Consider the following 20,949-nt stretch of genomic DNA (forward strand, 5'->3'; position numbering starts at 1 on the left):
GGGTGAAGCTTACGACGTCTGCTTACGCAACAGATAAACGAAGTACGGCGCGCCGATAAAGGTCGCCAGTAACCCCGCGGGGATCTGATACGGAAACAGCAGCATCCGCCCGCACCAGTCGGCAAATACCATCAGCAAACCGCCCAACAGCGCGGCGATCACCATTTGCGGCAGCGCGCGGCGGAAGCCCAACATGCGCGCCATGTGCGGCGCCATCAGCCCGACAAAGCTCAGCGGCCCCACGGTCAGGGTCGCCATGGCGGTCAGCGTGGCGGCCAACAACAGGATGGTCAATCGCGCAGGCGTCAACGCAATCCCCACCGAACGGGCGGTGGCCCCGCCGAGCGGCAGAATGGTCAGCCAGCGGCGGCACAGCGGCGCCAATATCATCAATCCGGCGGCGATCAGCGCGGTGCGCAGCGCCTGCGCAGGCTCCACCGAATAGGTTGAACCGGAGAGCCAGGTCAGCAAGCCCCCCATACGCGGATCGCCGCTGGCCAGCAGCAGGAAGATGACGGTGGTAAAGGCGGTGCTGAGCGCGATGCCGGCGAGCAACATGCGTTCGGTCGAGAAACCGCCGCGGCCAGCGGCAATCATGATGATCAGCAGCGTAACGGCCGCCCCCAGACTGCCGGCGGGCAACAGCCAAACGAAGGCGTCGCCCGGCACCATAAACAGCATCATCACGACGCCAAAAGCGGCGCCGGAGCTGATGCCCAGCACTTCCGGGCTGGCCATCGGGTTGCCGGTCAGCTTCTGGATCAGCGTGCCGGCGACCGCCAACATCATGCCCGCCGCCAACGCCGACAGCACCCGCGGCCAGCGCCACGGCAGCAAGGCGTCCAGCTCCGCGCCCAGGCTCCAGTGCCAGCCGCCGGCGTTTTTGCCCAGCATCAGCGCCAACGTCAGGCCGATCAACAGCACGGCACCGGCCAGCGCTGCCCAGCCAGGCAGATTCCCGCGCTCGGCAGGCACCTTGTCGCCAAGGTTCATCGGTGGCGGCGTGGCGGCGCTGCGCAAACGCGGCAGCAGCCACAGCAGCAGCGGCGCGCCGAACAGCGCAGTGGCTGCCCCGGTCGGGATCTCACGCCACACCTGCGCCACCCCAATCATCACCTGATCGGTCAGCCACAGCAGCAACGCCCCCAGCAACGGCGCCAACATCATGCGATGCGCCAGGCGGCGAGCGCCCAGCATCTTCGCCATCAGCGGCGCAAACAGGCCGATAAAGCCGATAACGCCCACCGCGCTCACCAACATGGCGCTGAAGATGATGGCCAGCCCCAGGGCGCAGAAGCGCGCCATCGACAGCCCCAACCCCAGGTTGCGCGCCACGCCGTCGTCCAGCCCCAGCAGCGTCAGCGGGCGCAGCAATAGCGCCGCCAGCGCACCGGCCACCAGCAAACGCGGCAGGATAAACTGCACCGCGCTCCAGTCCTGTTGGTTCAACGCGCCGGTGCCCCACAGGAACATGCCCTGCAGCTGATCGTAATTAAACAGCGCCAACAGGCTGTTGACTGCGCCGCAGTAAAGCCCCAGCACCAGCCCGGCCAGAATCAGCGTCACCGGCGACATCCGCTTGCCCCAGGCGACGCCGAACACCAGCCCGCCCACCGCGAGCGCCCCCGCCATAGCGGCCAGCTGACGAGTGAACTCGCCCCCCGGCAGCACCCACAGCGTGGCGATGGTCAAGCCGAGCTGCGCGCCGGCGGCCACGCCGAGCGTCGACGGTTCCGCCAACGGATTGCGCAACACCTGCTGGAACAATACGCCGACCAATCCCAGACCGGCCCCGGCCAACAGCGACACCGTCAACCGCGGCAGCAGGCTGTAATGGAACAGCATTTGCCGCACGTCGTCGATGTCCGGCGCGCTCAGCGCCCGCGCCCATTGCGCCGGTGGCAGCTGCTGCGTCAGGTTGTATATCGTCAAACCGCCGGCCGCCGCCAGCAACAGCAGGATCAGCGTCAGCGGCAATTTCCGGATGCCCGCATTCATGCCGCACTCTCCTGAGCCTGCGCCAACAGGCGGCAAAACCGCATCGTCGACAGCGTAGCGCCATAGAACCACACCGCCGGCACCTGCCGCAGCTGGTTTTGCCGCACAAAAGGCAATGACTGCCACAGCGGCGTCGCGCTGACCTTGTTCATCATCGCCTGATTACCGTGATCGAGATAAATGACCCGGGCGTTACGCACCGTGGCCAACCGTTCAATCCCCACCACCGCCGTGCCCCAAAAGTCGGTTTGCTCCTGCCAGGCATTGCGGATGCCGAGCTGATCCATCGCTTCCTGGAACAGGCTTTTTTGACCGATGATCAACGCATGGCGGGTGTCTATCAGGGAAAACAGCAGCAACGGTTGCCGGGTGTAGCTTTGCAGGCGCTGGCGCGCATCCTGCATAAAGCTGTCGAACTGCGCCAGGTGGTTTATCGCCCGGCTTTCTATGCCTAATCGTTGCCCCAGCGCCAGCAGCGACTGGCGGGCGACGGTCAGCGGTTTGCCGCTGCCGTCGTTGAAGCCGAAGCTCATGGTTGGCGCGATGGGTTTGATTTTGCGCGGCGTCGGGCCATAGCCTTGCGACAGCAACACCAGCGAAGGCTGGAGCTGCTGCAGCAGTTCGAGATTCGGTTCAGTGCGCTGGCCGACGTCGACGACCGTCGTCGGCAGCTTCGGCTCCGCCACCCACAGGTTGTAGTTATGGACATCGGCCACCGCCAGCGGCGTCACGCCCAATGCCAACAGCAGCTCGATCGGCAGCCATTCCAGTGCCGCAACGCGCGCGATATCCGGCGGCGCATCCGCCGCTCGCCCGGGCAACGATCCCAACAGCGGCGACAGCGCCAGCGCCATCAACAGGCGGCGGCGCAGCGGATCGTGAGAAGAAGTGAATGCAGAGGACATCAGTAGACAAAACTCACCGGCGCGCCGCCGCTCGGATGCGGCAACGTGCCCATAGGAATACCGTAAATTTGCTCCAGCACCGGCCCCTGCATCAGTTCCAGCGGGCCGCCCTGGGCGATCATGTCACCGCCGCGCAGCGCCACCAAATGGTCGCAGTAGCGCGCCGCCATATTGATGTCGTGCAGTACGGCGATCACCGTGAGATCGCGTTCGCGGCTCAGGCGCTGGATCAGCGCCAGCACCTCGACCTGGTGCGCGATGTCCAGCGCCGACGTCGGCTCGTCGAGCAACAGGCAGCGGCTGTCCTGCGCCACCATCATCGCCAGCCAGGCGCGTTGGCGCTCGCCGCCGGACAGGCTGTCCACCAGGCGGTGGGCGAACGGCTTCAGCCCCACCAGCGCGATAGCCTCTTCCACCTGTTGGCGATCGTTGGCGCCAAAACGCCCCAGCGCGCCATGCCACGGATAGCGGCCGACGGCCACCAGCTCGCGCACCGTCATGCCTTCCGCCGCCGGCAACTGCTGCGGCAGGTAGGCCACCTGGCGGGCGAAGGATTTGCTGTCCCACTGCGCCAACGGCTGCCGATTGAGCAAGACCTGACCGCCGCTGGGCGCATGGTGCCGCCCGAGCAGTTTCAACAGGGTGGATTTACCGGAACCGTTATGGCCGATCAGGCCGCAGACTTTGCCCTGAGGAAAACGGAGCGACAGCGGTTGCAACAGCACCCGGCCGGGAACGGCGAAGCTGGCGTTATCCAGCGCGAACGTCGCGCCGGGATTAAGAAGTTTGTCCTGCATAGATCCTGCTTTTTCCGGGGCGACGCGCCGCCGCCCCGGCTATCCGGTTAGAAACGGAAGGTTGCGGTGGCGACCACCTGGCGTTCTGCGCCCCAGTAGCAGGCGTAGTCGCGGTAGCAGCTCGATACGTAAGTCTTGTCGAACAGGTTGTTGATGTTGACGCCCACGGACGAGCCCGGCAGGCCAAAGCGCGCCAGATCGTATTTAATGGTGGCGTCCACCAGCGTGTAGTCCGGCACCTTGAAGGTGGTGTTATCGCTGTTGAAGCTCGAGCTGGAGCCAACGTAACGCACGCCGGAACCCAGCGTCAAACCGCTCACCGCTGTTTCGTGGAAGGTATAATCCGCCCACAGCGACGCCATGTGTTTCGGCACTTCGACGGTCGGTTTGCCCTGATAGGTGTTGTCCTTGGTGTACTTCGCATCGGTGTAGGTATAGGAGGCGATCAGGTTGACGTTGGCATTCAACGCCGCCTTGGCTTCCAGCTCCACGCCGCGCGAACGGATCTCGCCACTCTGCACGCTGAACTGCGCGTTATCCGGATCCGGTGTCAGGTTGTTGTTCTTGGTCAGCTGATACAGCGCGCCGGTCAGCACGATTGGGCGATCCTTCGGCACGTATTTCACGCCGGCTTCATACTGCTTGCCGATCGAAGGTTTGAACGTACTGCCCCCTTGCGTCGTGCCCAAATTCGGCTCAAACGACTCGCTGTAGCTGAAATACGGCGTCACGCCGTTGTCGAACAGATAGTTCAGGCCGCCGCGCCAGGTGAACTGCCGGTCGGTCTGCTGGCTCGTCGAACTCGCATCACGGTTGTAAGCGGAGGTCTTCGCCCAGTCATAGCGCCCGCCCAGCGTCAACAGCCACTGATTCCACTCCCCTTGCTCCTGCACATACAGGCCGGTTTGCTCCTGACGGTTCAAGAAGTTGTAATAAGAACCCACCTCAATAGCATCATTGCCATACTGCGGATGAGTCATGCTCAGAGGGCTGGCGCTGCCATAAATAGCATTAATGTCGTTACGCATGCGTGAGTAATCCACCCCAAACAATAAGGTGTGATCGATCTGCCCCGTTTTCACCTTCGCTTGTGCCTGAGTATCTACAGAGAAGTTGTTCAGGTGTTCCTTCGATTGAACATAGAGGCGATTGATCGTCGTCGGTGATGACAAGCCGAATCCGTAGATGCTCTTCATGTCGGTGTCCACCTGCAGATAGCGCAGATTCTGGCGCACCGCCCAGGTATCGTTGAAGGCATGTTCGAAGCTGTAGCCGATCATCCGCTGCTTGTGCGCCATATAGTTGCTGGCTTCGCCTTCGTTGAAATCGGTCGGCAGCTTACCGCCGTTCGGCAGCGGGATCAGCGTGCCCTGCTTCGGCAGCCAGCCGTAATAACCGGTATAAGGATCGTTTTGAATGTTGGCCAACAGCGTGAAGTTGGTTTTGTCATCCGGGCGCCAGCTAAAGGACGGCGCGATCGCATAGCGCTTCTCTTTGCTCATGCTCTGCTGCGAATCGCTGTCTTTCGCCAGGCCGGTCAGGCGGTAAGAATAGATACCCTGATCGTCCAGCGCGTCGCTGAAATCGAAACCGGTTTGGAACAGGTTATCGGTGCCCATTTTGAACTGAATTTCGCGCAGCGGCTCGGTGGTTGGCCGCTTGCTGACCAGGGCGACCAGGCCGCCGGGGTTGCTTTTGCCGTACAGCACCGAGACCGGGCCGCGCAGCAGCTCGGCACGCTCGAGGAAATAAGGATCGATGGACGCTTCGCTGTAGTTATCGCCCAGCAGCCGCAGGCCATCCAGATACTGAGTGGTGTTGGTGGCCGGGAAGCCGCGGATCGCCACCGCGTCATAGGTCGTGGAGCTGCCGCGGCTGGCGAATACGCCCGGCGCATAGGCCAGCGCGCCTTTCACCGTATCCGGCTGGCGCATGTCCATCTCTTCACGCGTTACCACGGAAACGGACTGCGGGTTCTTCTCGATCGGCGTATCGGTTTTGGTGCCGGTGGCGCTGCGCTTGGCGACATAGGTGCCGACCGGCCCCCAGGCGCTTTCCTGCTGGGCGGTGTTGCTGCTGCCCACAACGGTAATCGTGTCTTCCTTGGCGGCCGGCTTGGCGTCGGCGGAAAAAGCCGGCATCGCCAGCGTACCCAACGCCGCAGCGACGGTGATCGCTAACGCGCTGACGGGGAGACGGCCCTGCTTGGCCGCGGATGATGAAAGACGCTTGGTCAGCATGATTTATTTCTCTGATGAATTATTAAATGACGAATGTAAACGATAATAATTATTATAAGCGTCGCATTTTATGCAGAAGCCAAATTAAACTGCAAGCCGAATTCATAGGGCAAATAGGTTAAGGATTAGGCGCTTAGCCTTGTGGTTAACAGGGAAATAAAACGAGCGGAAAAATAAAAAAGCCCGCAACCAAGGTTACGGGCTTAATAACAAAGCAAAAATTTTCGCCGGGGCCGACGCCCCGGCAGCAATTACTGACCGAACATATCCTTGATCCAGCCGGCGACGCCATCGCCATCTTTTTGCTCACCCGCCGCCGGTTGCTGCAGTTGCTGCACCGCCGCCTGGCTGGCCTGACACAGTCCCTGCGGATTGTCGGTCCAGACCGGGATGGTGCGCCAGCTGCCGCCGCCGCAGATAAAGTTGCCGGCGGAGTCGATGCTCATCTGGTTAATGCCTTCCGGCGGCTGCAGCATCAGCGGCAGCGGCGTCTGATTTTCCAGATAGCGGCGATACAGGGTCAACGCGCCGTTGGCGCCGGTCAGCTTGGCCGGGCCGTTGTTATCGCGCCCGACCCAGGCGATCGCCACTTCCTTGCCGTCGATGCCGGCGAACCAGCTGTCGCGCAGATCGTTGGTGGTACCGGTTTTCGCCGCCAGGTTGTAGTTCGGGAACTTCACCGACAGCGAGCGGGAGGTCCCGCGCGCCACGCCCTGCTGCATCGCGTACAGCGTCAGGTAAGCGGCCTGCGCCGGCACCATGCGCTCCGCCTGCGGGAAGCTCTGGTACAGCACCGTGCCGTCTTCGGCGATCACCGAACGCACCGCCGACAGCGGCGCACGGTTACCGCCGCTGGCGATGGTCTGGTATTCCTGCGCCACTTCCATTGGCGTCAGGCCGATCGCCCCCAGCAGCATCGAAGGCACCGGATTGATCTCCGCTTTCGGGATCCCCAGGCGTTGCAGCGTGGCGCTGATCTGATCCAGCCCAACCGACAGGCCGAGGTTCACCGTCGGCACGTTCAGCGAGTTGGCCAACGCATCCACCAGCATCACCTGACCGCGGAATTTGCGATCGTAGTTGTTCGGCTGCCAGACGGCGCCGTTCGGCTGTTTCAGCGACAGCGGCGCATCCGCCAGCCAGGTGTTGAGGCGGTATTTGTCCGGCTCGGACAGCGCGGTCAGGTACGTCGGCGGTTTGGCCAGCGAGCCGACCAGGCGTCGCGCCTGCATGGCGCGGTTGAAACCGGCGAACTGCGGGTTGGCGCCGCCGACCATGGCGCGCACTTCACCGCTGAAGCGATCGACGATCACCATCGCCGCTTCCAGATCCTGCAGGTGACGCGCAGCGCGCAGCGCCGGGATGCCGTCTTCAACCGCTTTTTCCGCCGCGTCTTGCGACACCGGATCCAGCGTGGTGAAGATCTTCACGCCGGACAGGTCATTCACCTTATCGCCCAGCTTGGTCTGCAGTTCCTGACGCACCATCTGCATAAACGCCGGCTGCGGCGTAATGACGCCGCCTTTCGGCTGCACGCCCAGCGGACGCGCGCTCAGCATGTCATACAGCTCGCCGTCGATCACGCCCTGGTTCTGCAGCAGTTTGAGCACCAAATTGCGGCGTTCCAGCGCCAGTTTCGGGTTACGCCACGGGTTGTACAGCGACGCGCCCTTGACCATGCCGACCAGCAACGCCTGTTGATCGAGGCTCAGCTCATCCACCGGGCGGCCGAAGTAATACAGGCTGGCCAGCGGGAAGCCGCGGATCTGGTCGCTGCCGCTCTGGCCGAGGTATACCTCGTTCAGATACAGCTCCAGGATGCGGTCTTTGCTGTAACGGTAATCCACCAACAGCGCCATATAGGCTTCGTTGGCCTTACGCCACAGCGAACGTTCGTTGGTCAGGAACAGGTTCTTCACCAGCTGCTGCGTCAGGGTGCTGCCGCCCTGCACCGCGCGGCCGGCGGTCAGGTTGGCCAGCACCGCGCGGCCGATGGAGTACGGGCTGATGCCGTCATGCTCATAGAAGTGGCGGTCTTCCGTGGCGATCAACGTATCCACCAACAGATCCGGGAAACCGGAGCGCGGCACGAACAGCCGCTGTTCGCCGTTCGGCGACTGCAGCATGGTGATCAGACGCGGGTCGAGGCGGAAGAAGCCGAAGCTGCGGCCGCTGTCCAGGTTTTCGATCTTCGCCAGGCGGTTATTCTGGAAATCGAGGCGGGCGCGGATCTGCCCTTCTTTACCATCCGGGAAGTCGAACGGACGGCGCAGCATCTCGATGCTGTTGGCCTGCACGGTAAACTCGCCCGGACGCGTCATGCGGCTGACCTGGCGGTACTGCATGCCTTCCAGCAGGTTAACCATCTCCTTCTTGCTGTACGGCATGCCCGGTTCCAGGTTGACCATGCGGCCGTACACCGCCGCCGGCAGCTGCCAGACTTTGCCGTCGATGCGGCTGCGGATCTGCGAGTCCAGGTAGACGCCATAGATCGCCAACAGGACGGCGAGCACCAGGATCAGTTTGATAAACAGGCCGAGCCAGCGGCGTTTTTTACGCGGCGGAGTCGCTTTCACCTTACGCGGCATGCGTTCCTCCTCCTCTTCATACTCGTCATCGTCATACTCGTCTTCTTCGTAATCGTCATAATCGTCGTCTCGGCGACGGCGCGGCGGCTTGCGCGACGCGGTGCTTTTTGGTTGTTTTCCTTTGCGCCCGATGGGCTCGCGGTCATCCCCAGCCATGGCTGTTGTTCTCCGAGCTTGCCGACACTGCCGGCCATAATGAGTCGCTTAATCTGTGCCGACGCCGTGGCGCTGAACAGAAGAAACATCTGAATTCCAAACCTTAAACGATCGCGGCCTACTGATATTTCTTCGTTCGGCGCGTCGGGGCCGCCGTGGCCGGATCGTCCGGCCACACGTGTTTCGGATAGCGGCCCTTCATCTCTTTTTGCACCTCGCGGTAGGCGCCTTGCCAGAAGGCCGCCAGATCGCCGGTGATTTGCAACGGCCGGTGCGCCGGTGAGAGTAACTCAAGCACTACCGGGATGCGACCCTCCGCCAACATCGGGCTGCGCTGCTCGCCGAACATTTCCTGCAAACGCACCGCCAGCGCCGGCGGTTTGCCGGCCTCATAACGGATCGGTAGGCGGCTGCCGGTCGGCACAGTGTAATGAGTGGGTAATGCATTATCCAGCCGCTGTTTTTGCTGCCAGTCCAACAGCCGGGACAACGCCTCGGCGAGGTTGACCTGCTTCAATCCGCGCAGATCGCGCACGCCGTTCAGCGACGGCAGCAGCCACTGCTCCAGCGCCGCCAGCAGCGGCTCTTCATCCATCGCCGGCCACTCCGCTTCCGGCAGCCAGGCTTGCGCGCACTGCAGGCGCACCCGCAATTGTTCGGCGGCGCCCTCCCAGTTGAGCACCGCCAGCCCCTGCGCACGCACCCAGTCGAGCAGCGCCTGCTGCAGCTCTTCGTCCGCCGGTTTGGCCAGCGGCTGCGCGCGCAGCGTCAGACGACCGATCTGCTGGCGCTTCCAGGCGCGCAACGTGCCCTTCTCTTCATCCCATTCCACCGCCGTGCGCTGCATGACAATCGCCGGCAGCTGCGCCGCCAGCGCTTCGATGTCCACCGGCAACGCCAGCAGGATGCGCGCATCGGGGCTGTTGTGGCCCAGCAACAGGCTGGGAACGATGAGCCAGGACGCGCGCGACAGCGCCTCGTCCTGGTTCATTGCCGCCCCCAGACCGTTGGCCAGCAGGTAACGGCCGTCCTGGCCTCGGCGCTGGGCGATGCGATCGGTAAATGCCTGCGCCAACAGGCGCGGCGCCAGATCGACGTCGACTTGCCCCGCACGTTGCGGCAGGCGTTTGGTCAACTGCGCGGCGCGCTGCCGCCAGTTCGGCTGCGGGCGGCTCAGCCAATAACCGATATCCATCTGCCCGCCGCGCGGCGGTTCTTCCAGCAATGCCGCCAGCAACGCGGCCGTCGCCAGGTCGTCGGCGCTCAGCGCCGAGCCGGCGACCAGCATCGCCGCCAGCCGCGGTTCACATCCCAGAGCGGCCATTTGGCGCCCCGGCGCGGTGAGTTTGTCGCCGTCATCCGTGGCTCCCAGCCGGTGCAGCAACGCCCTGGCCGCCGCCAATGCCGCTGCCGGAGGCGCGTCAAGCCAGGTCAGCTGCGCCGGATCATGGCACCCCCACTGCAGCAGCTCGAGCCAGAAGCCGGTGAGATCGCTCTGTAAAATTTCCGGCTCAGCATGTTCCACCGCGCGCTCCGCCTGCTCTTTGGCGAACAGATGCCAGCAAATGCCCGGTTCCAGACGCCCGGCGCGCCCGGCGCGCTGCACCATCGAGGCCTGACTGATGCGCTGTGTCGCCAGCCGCGTCAGACCGTTGCGCACGTCGTAGCGCGCCACGCGCTCCAGACCGCTGTCCACCACCAGCCGAATGCCCTCGATCGTCAGGCTGGTCTCGGCGATGTTGGTCGCCAACACCACTTTGCGGCGGCCCGGCGCCGCCGGCTGAATCGCTTTTTGCTGTTGCGCCAGAGGCAGAGCGCCATACAGCGGGCAAAGATCGGTATCACTCGCCACTTCGCCGGTCAAACGCTCCAGCACCCGGTTGATCTCCGCTACGCCCGGCAGGAACAGCAGCAAAGACCCCGGCTGTTCGGCCAGCATGCGCTTCACCGCCGCCGCTACGCCATCCTCCAGCCGCTGATGGCTGGCCAACGGCTGATACAGGCGTTCAACCGGGAAACTGCGCCCCTCGGACACTACCACCGGCGCCTGCGGCAGCAGTTGCGTCATACGGGCGTTATCCAGCGTGGCCGACATGATCAACAGTTTCAGATCGTCGCGCAGCCCTTGCTGCACGTCGAGCAGCAACGCCAGCGCCAAATCGGCCTGCAGACTGCGTTCGTGAAATTCATCGAGGATCACCAGCGACACGCCCTGCAGCTCGGCATCCTGCTGCAGCATGCGGGTGAGAATGCCTTCCGTCACCACTTCCAGCCGGGTCTGCGGCCCGCTTTTGTTTTCGGCGCGCATGCGGTAGCCCACGGTCTGGCCGGGCTCCTCCCCCAGTTGCTGTGCCAGGCGGTAAGCGACGTTTTTCGCCGCCAGCCGCCGCGGCTCCAGCATGATAATGCGCCCCGGCAACCCGGCCTTCGCCAGGAGCTGCAGCGGCAGCCAGGTGGATTTACCGGCACCGGTCGGGGCGTGCAACAGCACCTGCGGGGCAGACTGCAGCGCAGCCAGCAACTCATCGAGCACTGCGCTGACGGGCAATGAAGACACTGAATTCTCCGTAGTGGTTAGCGTTAAACGGCGTACAGTGTAGCATTAGCTTTATCCCCGTAACCTTTCAAACTGTTGCGGCGTTAGCTATAGTACGGAGCTCATTCGTGCGCCGCGCCCCTCGCGGGGCCGCTGCCAGTAACGTTTACCGCTGTTCCCGACCGTATTGTCATGCATTTGCCGAGCCTTTATGTCCAATTCGCGCCGCCTGTTTTTCGCCCTGTCCTTGCCTGACGCCCTGCAGCAGCAGGTGGTCCGCTGGCGCGCCGAGGCGTTTGCACCTGAGGCCGGTCGGCCGGTGGTGGCGGCCAATTTGCACCTGACGCTGGCGTTTCTCGGTGAAGTCAGCGCACAGAAAGAACTGGCGCTGCGTAAGTTGGCCGGCCGCATCGCTCAACCCGGCTTCAGCATGCGGCTCGACGATCTCGGCCATTGGCCGCGCCCCGGCGTGGTCTGGCTCGGCACCCGCCGCGCGCCGCGCGGGTTGCTGCAGTTGGCCGAGCTGCTGCGTTCGCAGGCCGCACGCAGCGGCTGCCATCAAAGCGCGCTGCCGTTCCATCCGCACATCACGCTGCTGCGCGCCGCCACCCAGCCGGTGGCGATCCCGCCGGCGACGCCGGGCTGGGCGTTCAGCGCCGACGCCTTTTCCTTGTATGAGTCGGTGTTCGAAAACGGCCGCACCCGTTACCAACACCTTGAACAGTGGCCGCTGGCCAAGCAGGCATCCCCATGATTTTTTCTCCACCGCTGCGCTCCGCCACGCTGATCAAACGTTACAAACGCTTTCTGGCTGACGTGATCACCCCGGAAGGGGAAACCTTTACGCTGCACTGCGCCAATACCGGCGCCATGACCGGCTGCGCCACGCCCGGCGACACCGTGTGGTACTCCACCTCGGACAACCCCAAACGCAAATACGCCCACAGCTGGGAGCTGACCCATACCCAACAGGGGCACTGGATCTGCGTCAATACCCTGCGCGCCAACGCGCTGGTGCGCGAGGCGATCGAACACAATTTAATCAATGAATTATCCGGTTACAGTAAAATTAGCGGCGAAGTGAAATACGGCGGTGAAAACAGCCGTATCGATTTGTTATTACAGGCAGAAAATCGGGTTAACTGCTATATTGAAGTTAAGTCAGTCACATTACTGCAACAACAACGTGGTTACTTTCCTGATGCGGTAACGCTCAGAGGGCAAAAGCACCTGCGTGAGTTGCTCAGCGTGGTTGAAAGCGGGCAACGGGCGGTATTGTTCTTTGCCGTGTTACACAGCGGTATTGAGCAGGTCGCACCGGCACATCATATAGATGAGCGCTATGCGGCGCTGTTGGCACAGGTCCGGCAGTTGGGAGTGGAAGTGGTTTGCTATGGGGCAAAATTATCACCTGACGGTATTTATCTCTGCGATAAGCTGCCGTTTTTTATCGATTAGCGCAGCCGGGTCCCTATAAATAGACAACCGGCCAGCACGATCGCCAAATACGCCTTCCTTCACACGATTGTCAAGCGGGCGACAGGAATAATTGCCAACCTACCTTCCTTCTGTTATTTATAGCGGCCTGTTTTTCCCCCGCATTGGGGATTCGATAGTGCGTGTGTATGTAGGAGAAGCAACATGCAAGAAGGGCAAAACCGTAAAACCTCGTCCTTGAGCATTCTCGCCATCGCTGGGGTGGAGCCGTACCAAGAGAAGCCGGGCGAAGAGTACATGAACGACGCCCAGTTGTCGCATTTCAAGCGCATTCTTGAAGCGTGGCGCAACCAGCTCAGGGACGAAGTGGACCGTACTGTATCGCATATGCAAGAAGAGGCAGCCAACTTCCCTGATCCGGCCGACCGCGCTACTCAGGAAGAAGAGTTCAGCCTTGAACTGCGTAACCGTGACCGTGAACGCAAACTGATCAAAAAGATCGAGAAAACGCTGAAGAAAGTGGAAGACGATGATTTCGGCTACTGCGAATCTTGTGGCGTGGAGATCGGTATTCGTCGCCTCGAAGCGCGTCCGACCGCCGATCTGTGCATCGACTGCAAGACGCTGGCTGAGATCCGCGAAAAGCAGATGGCCGGCTAATACCGCTACTCTACATGATTGGAGCTGCATCAAGGCGGCAAGAATGCGCATGCCGATGAGCTTACTCAAGTAAGTGATTCGGGTAAGCAGGCGCAGCTAACACAGATGCAGTTTCAAGCATAACGAGTATGTTACCGCTGCGGCGTGCGCATCCGCGTGCGCCGCACAGAGAAAAGGGAACCCCTCCCCTCTGATATGCAAGAAAGTCATTATGTGGGGCGCTTTGCCCCATCGCCTTCCGGGGATCTGCATTTCGGCTCGCTGATTGCCGCTCTGGGAAGCTACCTTCAGGCTCGCGCCCAACGCGGGCAGTGGCTGGTTCGCATCGAAGATATCGACCCGCCGCGCGAAGTCCCCGGCGCCGCCGCTCGCATCCTGTCCGCGCTGGAACATTATGGTCTCCACTGGGACGGCCAGGTCATCTATCAATCCCAACGTCACGACGCCTATCGCGCCGCGCTGGATCTGTTGCAGCGCCAGGGGCTCAGCTATTACTGCACCTGCACCCGCAGCCGCATCCAGCAAATCGGCGGATTGTACGACGGCCACTGCCGCGATTTGCAGCTCGGCCCGCAGGGCGCCGCCATCCGCTTGCGTCAGACCGCCCCCGTTTACCGGTTCCACGATCGCCTGCAGGGAGAATTGCACGCCGATCCGGCGCTGGCGGGAGAAGACTTTATCATTCGCCGCCGCGACGGGCTGTTCGCTTACAACCTGGCGGTGGTGATCGACGACCATTTTCAGGGCGTGACCGAGATTGTCCGCGGCGCCGATCTGATCGAACCGACGGTGCGCCAAATTGCCCTTTACCGCCAGCTGCAGGCGCCGGTGCCCGCCTATGTGCATCTGCCGCTGGCGCTGGGTGCCAACGGCATCAAACTGTCGAAGCAAAACCATGCGCCGGCGTTGCCCGCTGGCGATCCGCGACCGGTGCTGATCGCCGCGCTGAAATTTCTGCGCCAACCGCTGCCGGAAAGCTGGCAAGATCTTGACCTGCCATTATTATTGAGCTGGGCGATCGAACACTGGCGGTTGGAAAACGTGCCGCGTCAGGAGGCTATCCCTCTGGATGAAAACACGCCGGCATTCTCAAAGGAGCCATGGTGAGCTATGATTAGCCGCTATTTTTTGTTAGCTCCATTTTTATCAGTCACTATCGAGGTGTACCATTTTTACCCGAGTAGCCAACTTCTGTCGTAAGGTAATGACCCGCGATGACAAGCTGCCCCGCGACGACGCGGCGGCCGGCGATAAAAACGTAGTCCGCGAAGAGCGTGCCGCGGCGCCAAGCCGCCCTGCGCCGCAGCCGCGCGCCGCCGATAACGGCAGCAACGCCCCTGCCCGCCGCTCAACGCCGCGCAAGCGTCCGCCTTTCCCCCTCGCCGAGAGCAACGACTCGATGACCGTGATCCCGCGCGAACAACACTCGATTTCGCGCAAAGACATCAGCGAGAATGCGCTGAAAGTGCTTTATCGCCTGAACAAGTCAGGCTACGAGGCTTATCTGGTCGGCGGCGGGGTGCGCGATCTGTTGCTCGGCAAAAAGCCGAAAGACTTCGACATCACCACCAACGCCACGCCGGAGCAAGTGCGCAAGCTGTTCCGCAACTGCCGCCTGGTCGGCCGCCGCTTCCGTCTGGCGCACGTGATGTTCGGGCCGGAGATCATCGAAGTGGCCACCTTCCGCGGTCACCACGAACAGAATCAGGAATCCGACAAGAATTCCTCCCAGCAGGCGCAAAACGGCATGCTGCTGCGCGACAACATCTTCGGTTCGATCGAGGAAGACGCCCAGCGCCGTGATTTCACCATCAACAGCCTGTACTACGGCGTGGCGGATTTCACCCTGCGCGATTACGTCGGCGGCCTGAACGATCTGAAACAAGGCGTGATCCGCCTGATCGGCGATCCGGAAACCCGTTACCGCGAAGATCCGGTGCGCATGCTGCGCGCGGTGCGCTTCGCCGCCAAGCTGGATATGCGCATCAGTGAAGAGACCGCCGAGCCGATCCCGCGTCTGGCTTCGCTGCTGCATGAGATCCCACCGGCGCGTCTGTTCGAAGAATCCCTCAAGCTGCTGCAGGCGGGTTACGGTTTCCAGACCTACCTGAAGCTATGCGAATATCAGCTGTTCCAACCGCTATTCCCGCTGATCGCCCGCAACTTCACGCCGAACCACGATACGCCGATGGAGCGCATTCTGGTGCAGGTGCTGAAGAACACCGATCATCGCCTGCAGAACGACATGCGCGTCAATCCGGCCTTCCTGTTTGCCGCCATGCTGTGGTACCCGCTGCTGGAGCACGCGCAGAAACTGGCGCAGGAAAGCGGCCTGGCGTACTACGACGCCTTCGCGCTGGCGATGAACGATGTGCTCGACGAGCAGTGCCGCTCGCTGGCGATCCCGAAACGCATTACCACGCTGGTGCGCGATATCTGGCAGCTGCAGCTGCGCCTGTCTCGTCGTCAGGGCAAACGCGCGCACAAACTGATGGAACATCCGAAATTCCGCGCCGCCTATGATTTGCTGGCGCTGCGTGCGGAAGTGGAAGACAATCAGGAGATGCTGCGTCTGGCCGAGTGGTGGGGTGAGTTCCAGGACGCCACGCCGGCGCGGCAGAAAGCCATGTTGAGCACCCTGGGTGACGATCCGGCGCCGCGTCGCGCGCGTCAACGCCGTCCTCGTCGCCGGGCACCGCGTAAAGAAGGGGCATAATGATCCGCGTTTATATCGCGCTGGGCAGCAACCTGGCGCAGCCGCTGCAACAGGTTAACGCCGCGCTGGAGGCGCTGGAGCATCTCCCGCGCACCCGGCTGGTCACCTGTTCTTCGTTTTACCGCACCAAGCCGCTGGGGCCGCAAAACCAGCCGGACTTTCTCAACGCGGTGGTGGCGCTGGATACCCTGTTGCCGCCCGAACAGCTGCTCGACCATACCCAGGCGATAGAACGCAATCAGGGGCGCGTGCGCAAGGATGAACGCTGGGGGCCGCGCACGCTCGATCTGGACATCATGCTGTACGGCGACAAGGTGATCCATACCGATCGCCTGACCGTACCGCATTATGGCCTGAAAGAGCGCGAATTCATGCTCTACCCGCTGGCGGAAATCGCCCCCGATCTGATTTTCCCCGATGGCGAACCGCTCGCCAGCTGCCTCAAGCGCGTGCCGGAAAACGGCATGGCGCTGTGGCACTCGCCAAAACCGAAATCCTGACCCGCCTACAGCGCCAGCCGCGCGACGAACCCGCCTGTCGGGCGATTGGCGAAACTGACCTGTAAACCATGCAAGCCGGCGATACGCTGCACGATCGATAACCCCAGCCCGCTGCCGGTTTGCTCCTGTCCCGGCGGGCGATAGAAGCGTTCCCCCAACCGCGCCAGATGCTCTGTCGTCACCCCCGGCCCCTCATCCTCTACCGTCAGCGAGCGCTCGCTCAACGTCACGGTGACCGCGCCGCCCTGCGGGGTGTAACGCACCGCGTTGTCCAGCAAGTTGCGCAATAACAGTGACAGCAGCAAGGTCTGCCCCTGACGCACCGGCGGCGTTCCCTGCTGTTCATAACGCAGCGTCACGCCCGCCGCATGAGCCAGCCGATCCTGTTCCGCCAGGGTCATCATCACCAGTTCGTTCCAGTCAATGGGCGCCAGCTCGGCCAGATCCGACAGCGAATCCAGCCGCGACAGCGTCAACAGCTGATCCACCAGCCGGGTGGCGCGATCGATGCCGACCGTCAGATTGTCCAGCGCGTGCTCGCGCATCGGCGCATCGTCCCCCGCCAACTGCACCACTTCGGTCTGCACCCGCAATGCCGCCAGCGGGCTGCGCAATTCGTGCGCGGCATCGGAGGTGAAACGCCGCTCCCGCACCAGCAGCGCATTGATGCGGGCGAACAGCGCGTTGAGCGCATCCACCAGCGGGCGCACCTCGGTTGGCACCTGGCGCGCATCCAGCGGCGTGGCGTCATCGGGCGCGCGCCGGCGCAAACCGGCGGCTACCGCACGCAGCGGCCGCAGCTCGCGCCCAACCATCAGCGCGATCAGCAGCATCAGCACCGGCAGCGTCGCCAGCCAGGGCACCAGCTGGCCAGTCACCATGCCCAGCGCCATATCGCGCCGGTAATCCCACTCCTGGCCGACCACGATGCGGTAGCGCCCGTCGGGGCTGGTCAACCATACCAGGCGCCAACTGTCGTCATCGCCTTTGCGTTCGCCGTCGGTAAAACCTTCACGCTCCCCGTCAAACAGGAAGTCGGCACCGTTCTCGCCGTCGTTGAGCAGCATCTTGCCTTGGCGATCGAAGATGGCGAACGCCAGCGCGTCATCATCTTGCTCGCCCCGTTTGCCATGATGCACCAGCTTCTTGGTTTTCGGCAGGCTGCGCGCGCTTTCATCGGCCAGCAGATCGCCGAGGTTAGCGGTCGCCAGCCGCTTGGCGAACAGCATCTGCTGGGTGTCGAACACTTCGTTGATGGTATTGCGCGACATCACCCAGGCCACCACGCTGGCAGTGCACCAGGTCAGCAGCGCCAGCAGGCTGAAAATCAGGATCAGACGCAGCCGCAGGCTGAGGCGCTTCACGGGGCATCCCCCAGCGTATAGCCCACACCGTGGATAGTACGGATGAAGCCGTTGCCCAGCTTGCGCCGCAGGTGGTGAATATGCACCTCCACCGCGTTGCTGCTCACCTCGTCGTCCCAGTTGTACAGCTTCTCCTGGATCAACGGCCGCGCCAACACGCGCCCTTTGTTGTGCAGAAACAGCTCCAGCACCGCCAATTCGCGCGGCGTCAGCGTCACCGGTTCGCCGTTGCAGCTCACGCTGCGGGTGGCGCTGTCGAACACCACGTTGCCGTGCGTCAGCTGTGGCATCAGTTGGCCGTGACGACGGCGGATCAGCGCCTGCAGGCGCGCCGCCACTTCGGCCAGCGCGAACGGTTTGCACAGATAGTCGTCGGCGCCGCTTTGCAACCCGCTGACCCGTTGCTCCAACGCATCGCGGGCGGTAAGGATCAGCACCGGCACATCCTGCCCGGCCTGGCGCCACTGGCGCAGGAGATCCAGTCCATCGAGGCCCGGCAGGCTGAGATCGAGGATCACCGCGTCATACGGCGCGCTGCCCAGGGCGTTTTTACCAACCGCGCCGTCGGTGAACCAGTCCAGATTGAAGCCGAGTTTGGTCAGCCCGGCCTTGATGCCGTCCCCGATCAGTTTGTCATCTTCGATCAGCAGAATTCGCATGAGTATCCCTTTTGAGTCATGACGCCATTGCACCACAAGGTTCTTAAGAACCGCTTAAGCATGGCGATCCGCGCTACCCACCCCGATAGGGTTACAGTAGAATGGCTGCACTTTTTTGCAGCCTGGGCCTGCGTAAGCCGCACGGCCCGTTTCAGGAGACGTTGTGATGAAACCCACCACCGTGACCCATTTGCGCCAGTGGAAACAGGAGCAACGCAAGTTTGCTACCCTTACCGCCTACGATGCCAGCTTTGCCAAGCTGTTTGAAGAGCAAGGCATTAAAGTCCTGTTGGTGGGCGATTCGCTGGGCATGACGCTGCAGGGCCACGACTCCACGCTGCCGGTCACCGTCGCCGACGTCGCCTATCACACGCGCGCCGTGCGCCGCGGCGCGCCGGCCTGCCTGTTGCTGGCCGATTTGCCGTTCATGAGTTACGCCACCCCGGAACAGACCTTCGCCAACGCCGCCGAGCTGATGCGCGCCGGCGCCAACATGGTGAAACTGGAAGGCGGCAGCTGGCTGTGCGACACGGTGAAAATGCTCGCCGAACGCGCGGTGCCGGTATGCGGCCACCTGGGGCTGACGCCGCAATCGGTCAACGTGTTCGGCGGTTATAAGGTGCAAGGGCGCGACGAACTGGCCGCCAAACAGCTGCTGCAGGACGCGCAGAATCTGGAGCTGGCCGGCATTCAGCTGCTGGTGCTGGAGTGCGTGCCGACCGAACTGGCGCGCCAGATCACCGAAGCGCTCTCCATTCCGGTCATCGGCATCGGCGCCGGCAACGGCACCGACGGCCAAATCCTGGTGATGCACGACGCCTTCGGCATCACCGGCGGCCACACGCCGAAATTCGCCAAGAACTTCCTGGCGCAAAGCGGCGATATCCGCACGGCGGTGCAACACTACATTCAGGAAGTGGAGCAAGGCCTCTATCCGGCGGCTGAACACTCTTTTAACTAAGCGATGGTTCCAGGAGTCACCCAATGATTATTATCGAAACCCTGCCGCTGCTGCGTCAGCAGATCCGCCGCTGGCGCCAGGAAGGCAAGCGCATCGCACTGGTGCCGACCATGGGCAACCTGCACGACGGCCATATGACGCTGGTCGATGAAGCGCGCGCCCGCGCCGACGTGGTGGTGGTGAGCGTCTTCGTCAACCCGATGCAGTTCGATCGCCCGGACGATCTGGCGCGCTACCCGCGCACGCTGCAGGAAGACAGCGAGAAGCTGACCCGCCGCGGCGTCGATCTGGTGTTCGCGCCGGCCCCGGCCGCGGTCTATCCGCACGGGCTGGAGCAGCAAACCTATGTCGACGTGCCGGGCATCTCCACCATTCTGGAAGGCGCAAGCCGGCCGGGCCACTTCCGCGGCGTTTCCACCATCGTCAGCAAGCTGTTCAACCTGGTGCAGCCTGATTTGGCCTGTTTCGGCGAGAAGGACTACCAGCAATTGGCGCTGATCCGCAAAATGGTGGCGGACATGGGTTACGACATCGACATCGTCGGCGTGCCGACCGTGCGCGCCAAAGACGGCCTGGCCCTCAGTTCACGCAACGGTTACCTGACCGCCGAAGAGCGCAAGGTTGCGCCGCAGCTGAGCAAAATCATGAACGCGCTGGCGCAGCAGCTGGCCAATGGCGAGCGCCATGTCGAAACGCTGTTGGAACAGACCGCCGAGCAACTGCGCGCCGCCGGCTTTACGCCGGATGAGCTGTTTATTCGCGATGCCGACAGCCTGCAGCCGCTGACGGTGGACAGCCAACGGGCGGTGGTGCTGATGGCCGCCTGGCTGGGCAAAGCGCGGCTTATCGACAACCAGCAGGTTGACCTGACGCTGTAAGTCATTTTTTATACTGTCGTCATCCTGCCGCCCTGACCATAGGTAGACAATGGCGGAACGATCGGTGACGATAGAGATTGCAGGGATGCAGGAGAGATGTTCAACCCCAACGCCTGTGAAGGCCGATATTCAGTTAGGTAAAGCTATGATACGTACTATGCTGCAAGGCAAGCTGCATCGCGTCAAAGTCACTCAGGCTGACTTGCACTATGAAGGATCCTGCGCCATCGATCAGGACTTCCTGGAAGCGGCCGGCATTCTGGAATATGAAGCGATCGATATCTACAACGTGGATAACGGCCAGCGCTTCTCCACCTACGCCATCGCCGCCGAGCGCGGTTCGCGCATTATTTCGGTCAACGGCGCCGCCGCGCGCTGCGCCTGCGTGGGCGACAAACTGATCATCTGCTCCTATGTGCAAATGACCGACGCCGACGCCCGCCAACATCACCCGAAGGTCGCCTATTTCGAGGGTGACAACAACCTGCAGCGCAAGGCGAAAGCCGTGCCGGTTCAGGTCGCCTGACGGTAAAACGGGCGCCTCGCGCGCCCGT

General features: G+C 62.5%; 17 protein-coding genes. 9 read left to right on the forward strand and 8 right to left on the reverse strand.

Annotated features, from left to right (window positions below):
* Positions 1–9: 9 nt before the first annotated feature.
* The 6 genes from fhuB to hrpB form a co-directional block, all read right to left on the reverse strand.
* Positions 10–1,998, reverse strand: a complete 1,989-nt coding sequence (fhuB, locus tag H7A77_RS03205) for a Fe(3+)-hydroxamate ABC transporter permease FhuB (RefSeq protein WP_182073813.1) — start codon at positions 1,996–1,998, stop codon at positions 10–12.
* Complete coding sequence (gene fhuD / locus H7A77_RS03210; protein ID WP_164106403.1) at positions 1,995–2,903, reverse strand: Fe(3+)-hydroxamate ABC transporter substrate-binding protein FhuD; 909 nt, start codon at positions 2,901–2,903, stop codon at positions 1,995–1,997. The genes fhuB and fhuD overlap by 4 nt, the downstream gene beginning before the upstream one ends.
* Positions 2,903–3,700: a Fe3+-hydroxamate ABC transporter ATP-binding protein FhuC gene (gene fhuC, locus H7A77_RS03215; protein WP_033651341.1), complete on the reverse strand. Its 798-nt coding sequence runs from the start codon at positions 3,698–3,700 to the stop codon at positions 2,903–2,905. The genes fhuD and fhuC overlap by 1 nt, the downstream gene beginning before the upstream one ends.
* A gap of 47 nt (positions 3,701–3,747) precedes the next feature.
* A complete protein-coding gene (gene fhuA / locus H7A77_RS03220) occupies positions 3,748–5,940 on the reverse strand; it encodes a ferrichrome porin FhuA (protein ID WP_182073814.1) in 2,193 nt (730 codons plus the stop codon).
* 251 nt (positions 5,941–6,191) lie between these two features.
* Entirely contained in the window at positions 6,192–8,684 is a 2,493-nt protein-coding gene (mrcB, locus tag H7A77_RS03225; RefSeq protein ID WP_182073815.1) for a bifunctional glycosyl transferase/transpeptidase, read from the reverse strand.
* 118 nt (positions 8,685–8,802) lie between these two features.
* Entirely contained in the window at positions 8,803–11,241 is a 2,439-nt protein-coding gene (gene hrpB / locus H7A77_RS03230; RefSeq protein WP_182073816.1) for an ATP-dependent helicase HrpB, read from the reverse strand.
* Between the two features lie 190 nt (positions 11,242–11,431).
* On the opposite strand from hrpB, the gene thpR reads away from it, so the two are divergent.
* The 6 genes from thpR to folK all read left to right on the forward strand — a co-directional run bounded on the left by thpR (position 11,432) and on the right by folK (position 16,533).
* Positions 11,432–11,974 carry an RNA 2',3'-cyclic phosphodiesterase gene (gene thpR, locus H7A77_RS03235; RefSeq protein WP_089192239.1) on the forward strand — a complete coding sequence of 181 codons (543 nt, stop codon included), beginning with the start codon at positions 11,432–11,434 and terminating at the stop codon, positions 11,972–11,974.
* On the forward strand, positions 11,971–12,678 hold the full coding sequence (gene sfsA, locus H7A77_RS03240; RefSeq protein WP_004937572.1) for a DNA/RNA nuclease SfsA: 708 nt from the start codon (positions 11,971–11,973) through the stop codon (positions 12,676–12,678). The genes thpR and sfsA overlap by 4 nt, the downstream gene beginning before the upstream one ends.
* Before the next feature lie 183 nt (positions 12,679–12,861).
* Complete coding sequence (dksA, locus tag H7A77_RS03245; protein WP_004937569.1) at positions 12,862–13,317, forward strand: RNA polymerase-binding protein DksA; 456 nt, start codon at positions 12,862–12,864, stop codon at positions 13,315–13,317.
* A gap of 195 nt (positions 13,318–13,512) precedes the next feature.
* Complete coding sequence (gene gluQRS / locus H7A77_RS03250) at positions 13,513–14,424, forward strand: tRNA glutamyl-Q(34) synthetase GluQRS (protein WP_033644703.1); 912 nt, start codon at positions 13,513–13,515, stop codon at positions 14,422–14,424.
* Positions 14,425–14,485: 61 nt separating this feature from the next.
* Positions 14,486–16,033: a polynucleotide adenylyltransferase PcnB gene (gene pcnB / locus H7A77_RS03255; RefSeq protein ID WP_182073849.1), complete on the forward strand. Its 1,548-nt coding sequence runs from the start codon at positions 14,486–14,488 to the stop codon at positions 16,031–16,033.
* Complete coding sequence (folK, locus tag H7A77_RS03260; protein ID WP_004937558.1) at positions 16,033–16,533, forward strand: 2-amino-4-hydroxy-6-hydroxymethyldihydropteridine diphosphokinase; 501 nt, start codon at positions 16,033–16,035, stop codon at positions 16,531–16,533. The genes pcnB and folK overlap by 1 nt, the downstream gene beginning before the upstream one ends.
* Before the next feature lie 5 nt (positions 16,534–16,538).
* Here the strand turns inward: folK and qseC are convergent, their stop codons facing one another.
* Together qseC and qseB are read right to left on the reverse strand one after the other, a co-directional pair.
* The gene (qseC, locus tag H7A77_RS03265) at positions 16,539–17,897 is read right to left on the reverse strand and encodes a quorum sensing histidine kinase QseC (protein WP_042785354.1); all 1,359 of its coding nucleotides are present in this window, start codon (positions 17,895–17,897) and stop codon (positions 16,539–16,541) included.
* Positions 17,894–18,556 carry a quorum sensing response regulator transcription factor QseB gene (gene qseB / locus H7A77_RS03270; RefSeq protein ID WP_033651337.1) on the reverse strand — a complete coding sequence of 221 codons (663 nt, stop codon included), beginning with the start codon at positions 18,554–18,556 and terminating at the stop codon, positions 17,894–17,896. Before qseB ends, qseC begins: the two co-directional genes overlap by 4 nt.
* 166 nt (positions 18,557–18,722) lie before the next feature.
* Between qseB and panB the strand changes: the two genes are divergently transcribed.
* The 3 genes from panB to panD all read left to right on the forward strand — a co-directional run bounded on the left by panB (position 18,723) and on the right by panD (position 20,921).
* Complete coding sequence (gene panB, locus H7A77_RS03275; protein WP_004937548.1) at positions 18,723–19,517, forward strand: 3-methyl-2-oxobutanoate hydroxymethyltransferase; 795 nt, start codon at positions 18,723–18,725, stop codon at positions 19,515–19,517.
* A gap of 23 nt (positions 19,518–19,540) precedes the next feature.
* Entirely contained in the window at positions 19,541–20,395 is an 855-nt protein-coding gene (panC, locus tag H7A77_RS03280; RefSeq protein ID WP_033651336.1) for a pantoate--beta-alanine ligase, read from the forward strand.
* 145 nt (positions 20,396–20,540) lie between these two features.
* Positions 20,541–20,921, forward strand: coding sequence for an aspartate 1-decarboxylase (gene panD / locus H7A77_RS03285; RefSeq protein ID WP_004937544.1), 381 nt, complete (start codon positions 20,541–20,543; stop codon positions 20,919–20,921).
* Positions 20,922–20,949: the final 28 nt, after the last annotated feature.

The organism is Serratia sp. ME47, from assembly GCF_903970925.1.
GTDB classification, from domain to species: domain Bacteria; phylum Pseudomonadota; class Gammaproteobacteria; order Enterobacterales; family Enterobacteriaceae; genus Serratia; species Serratia ureilytica.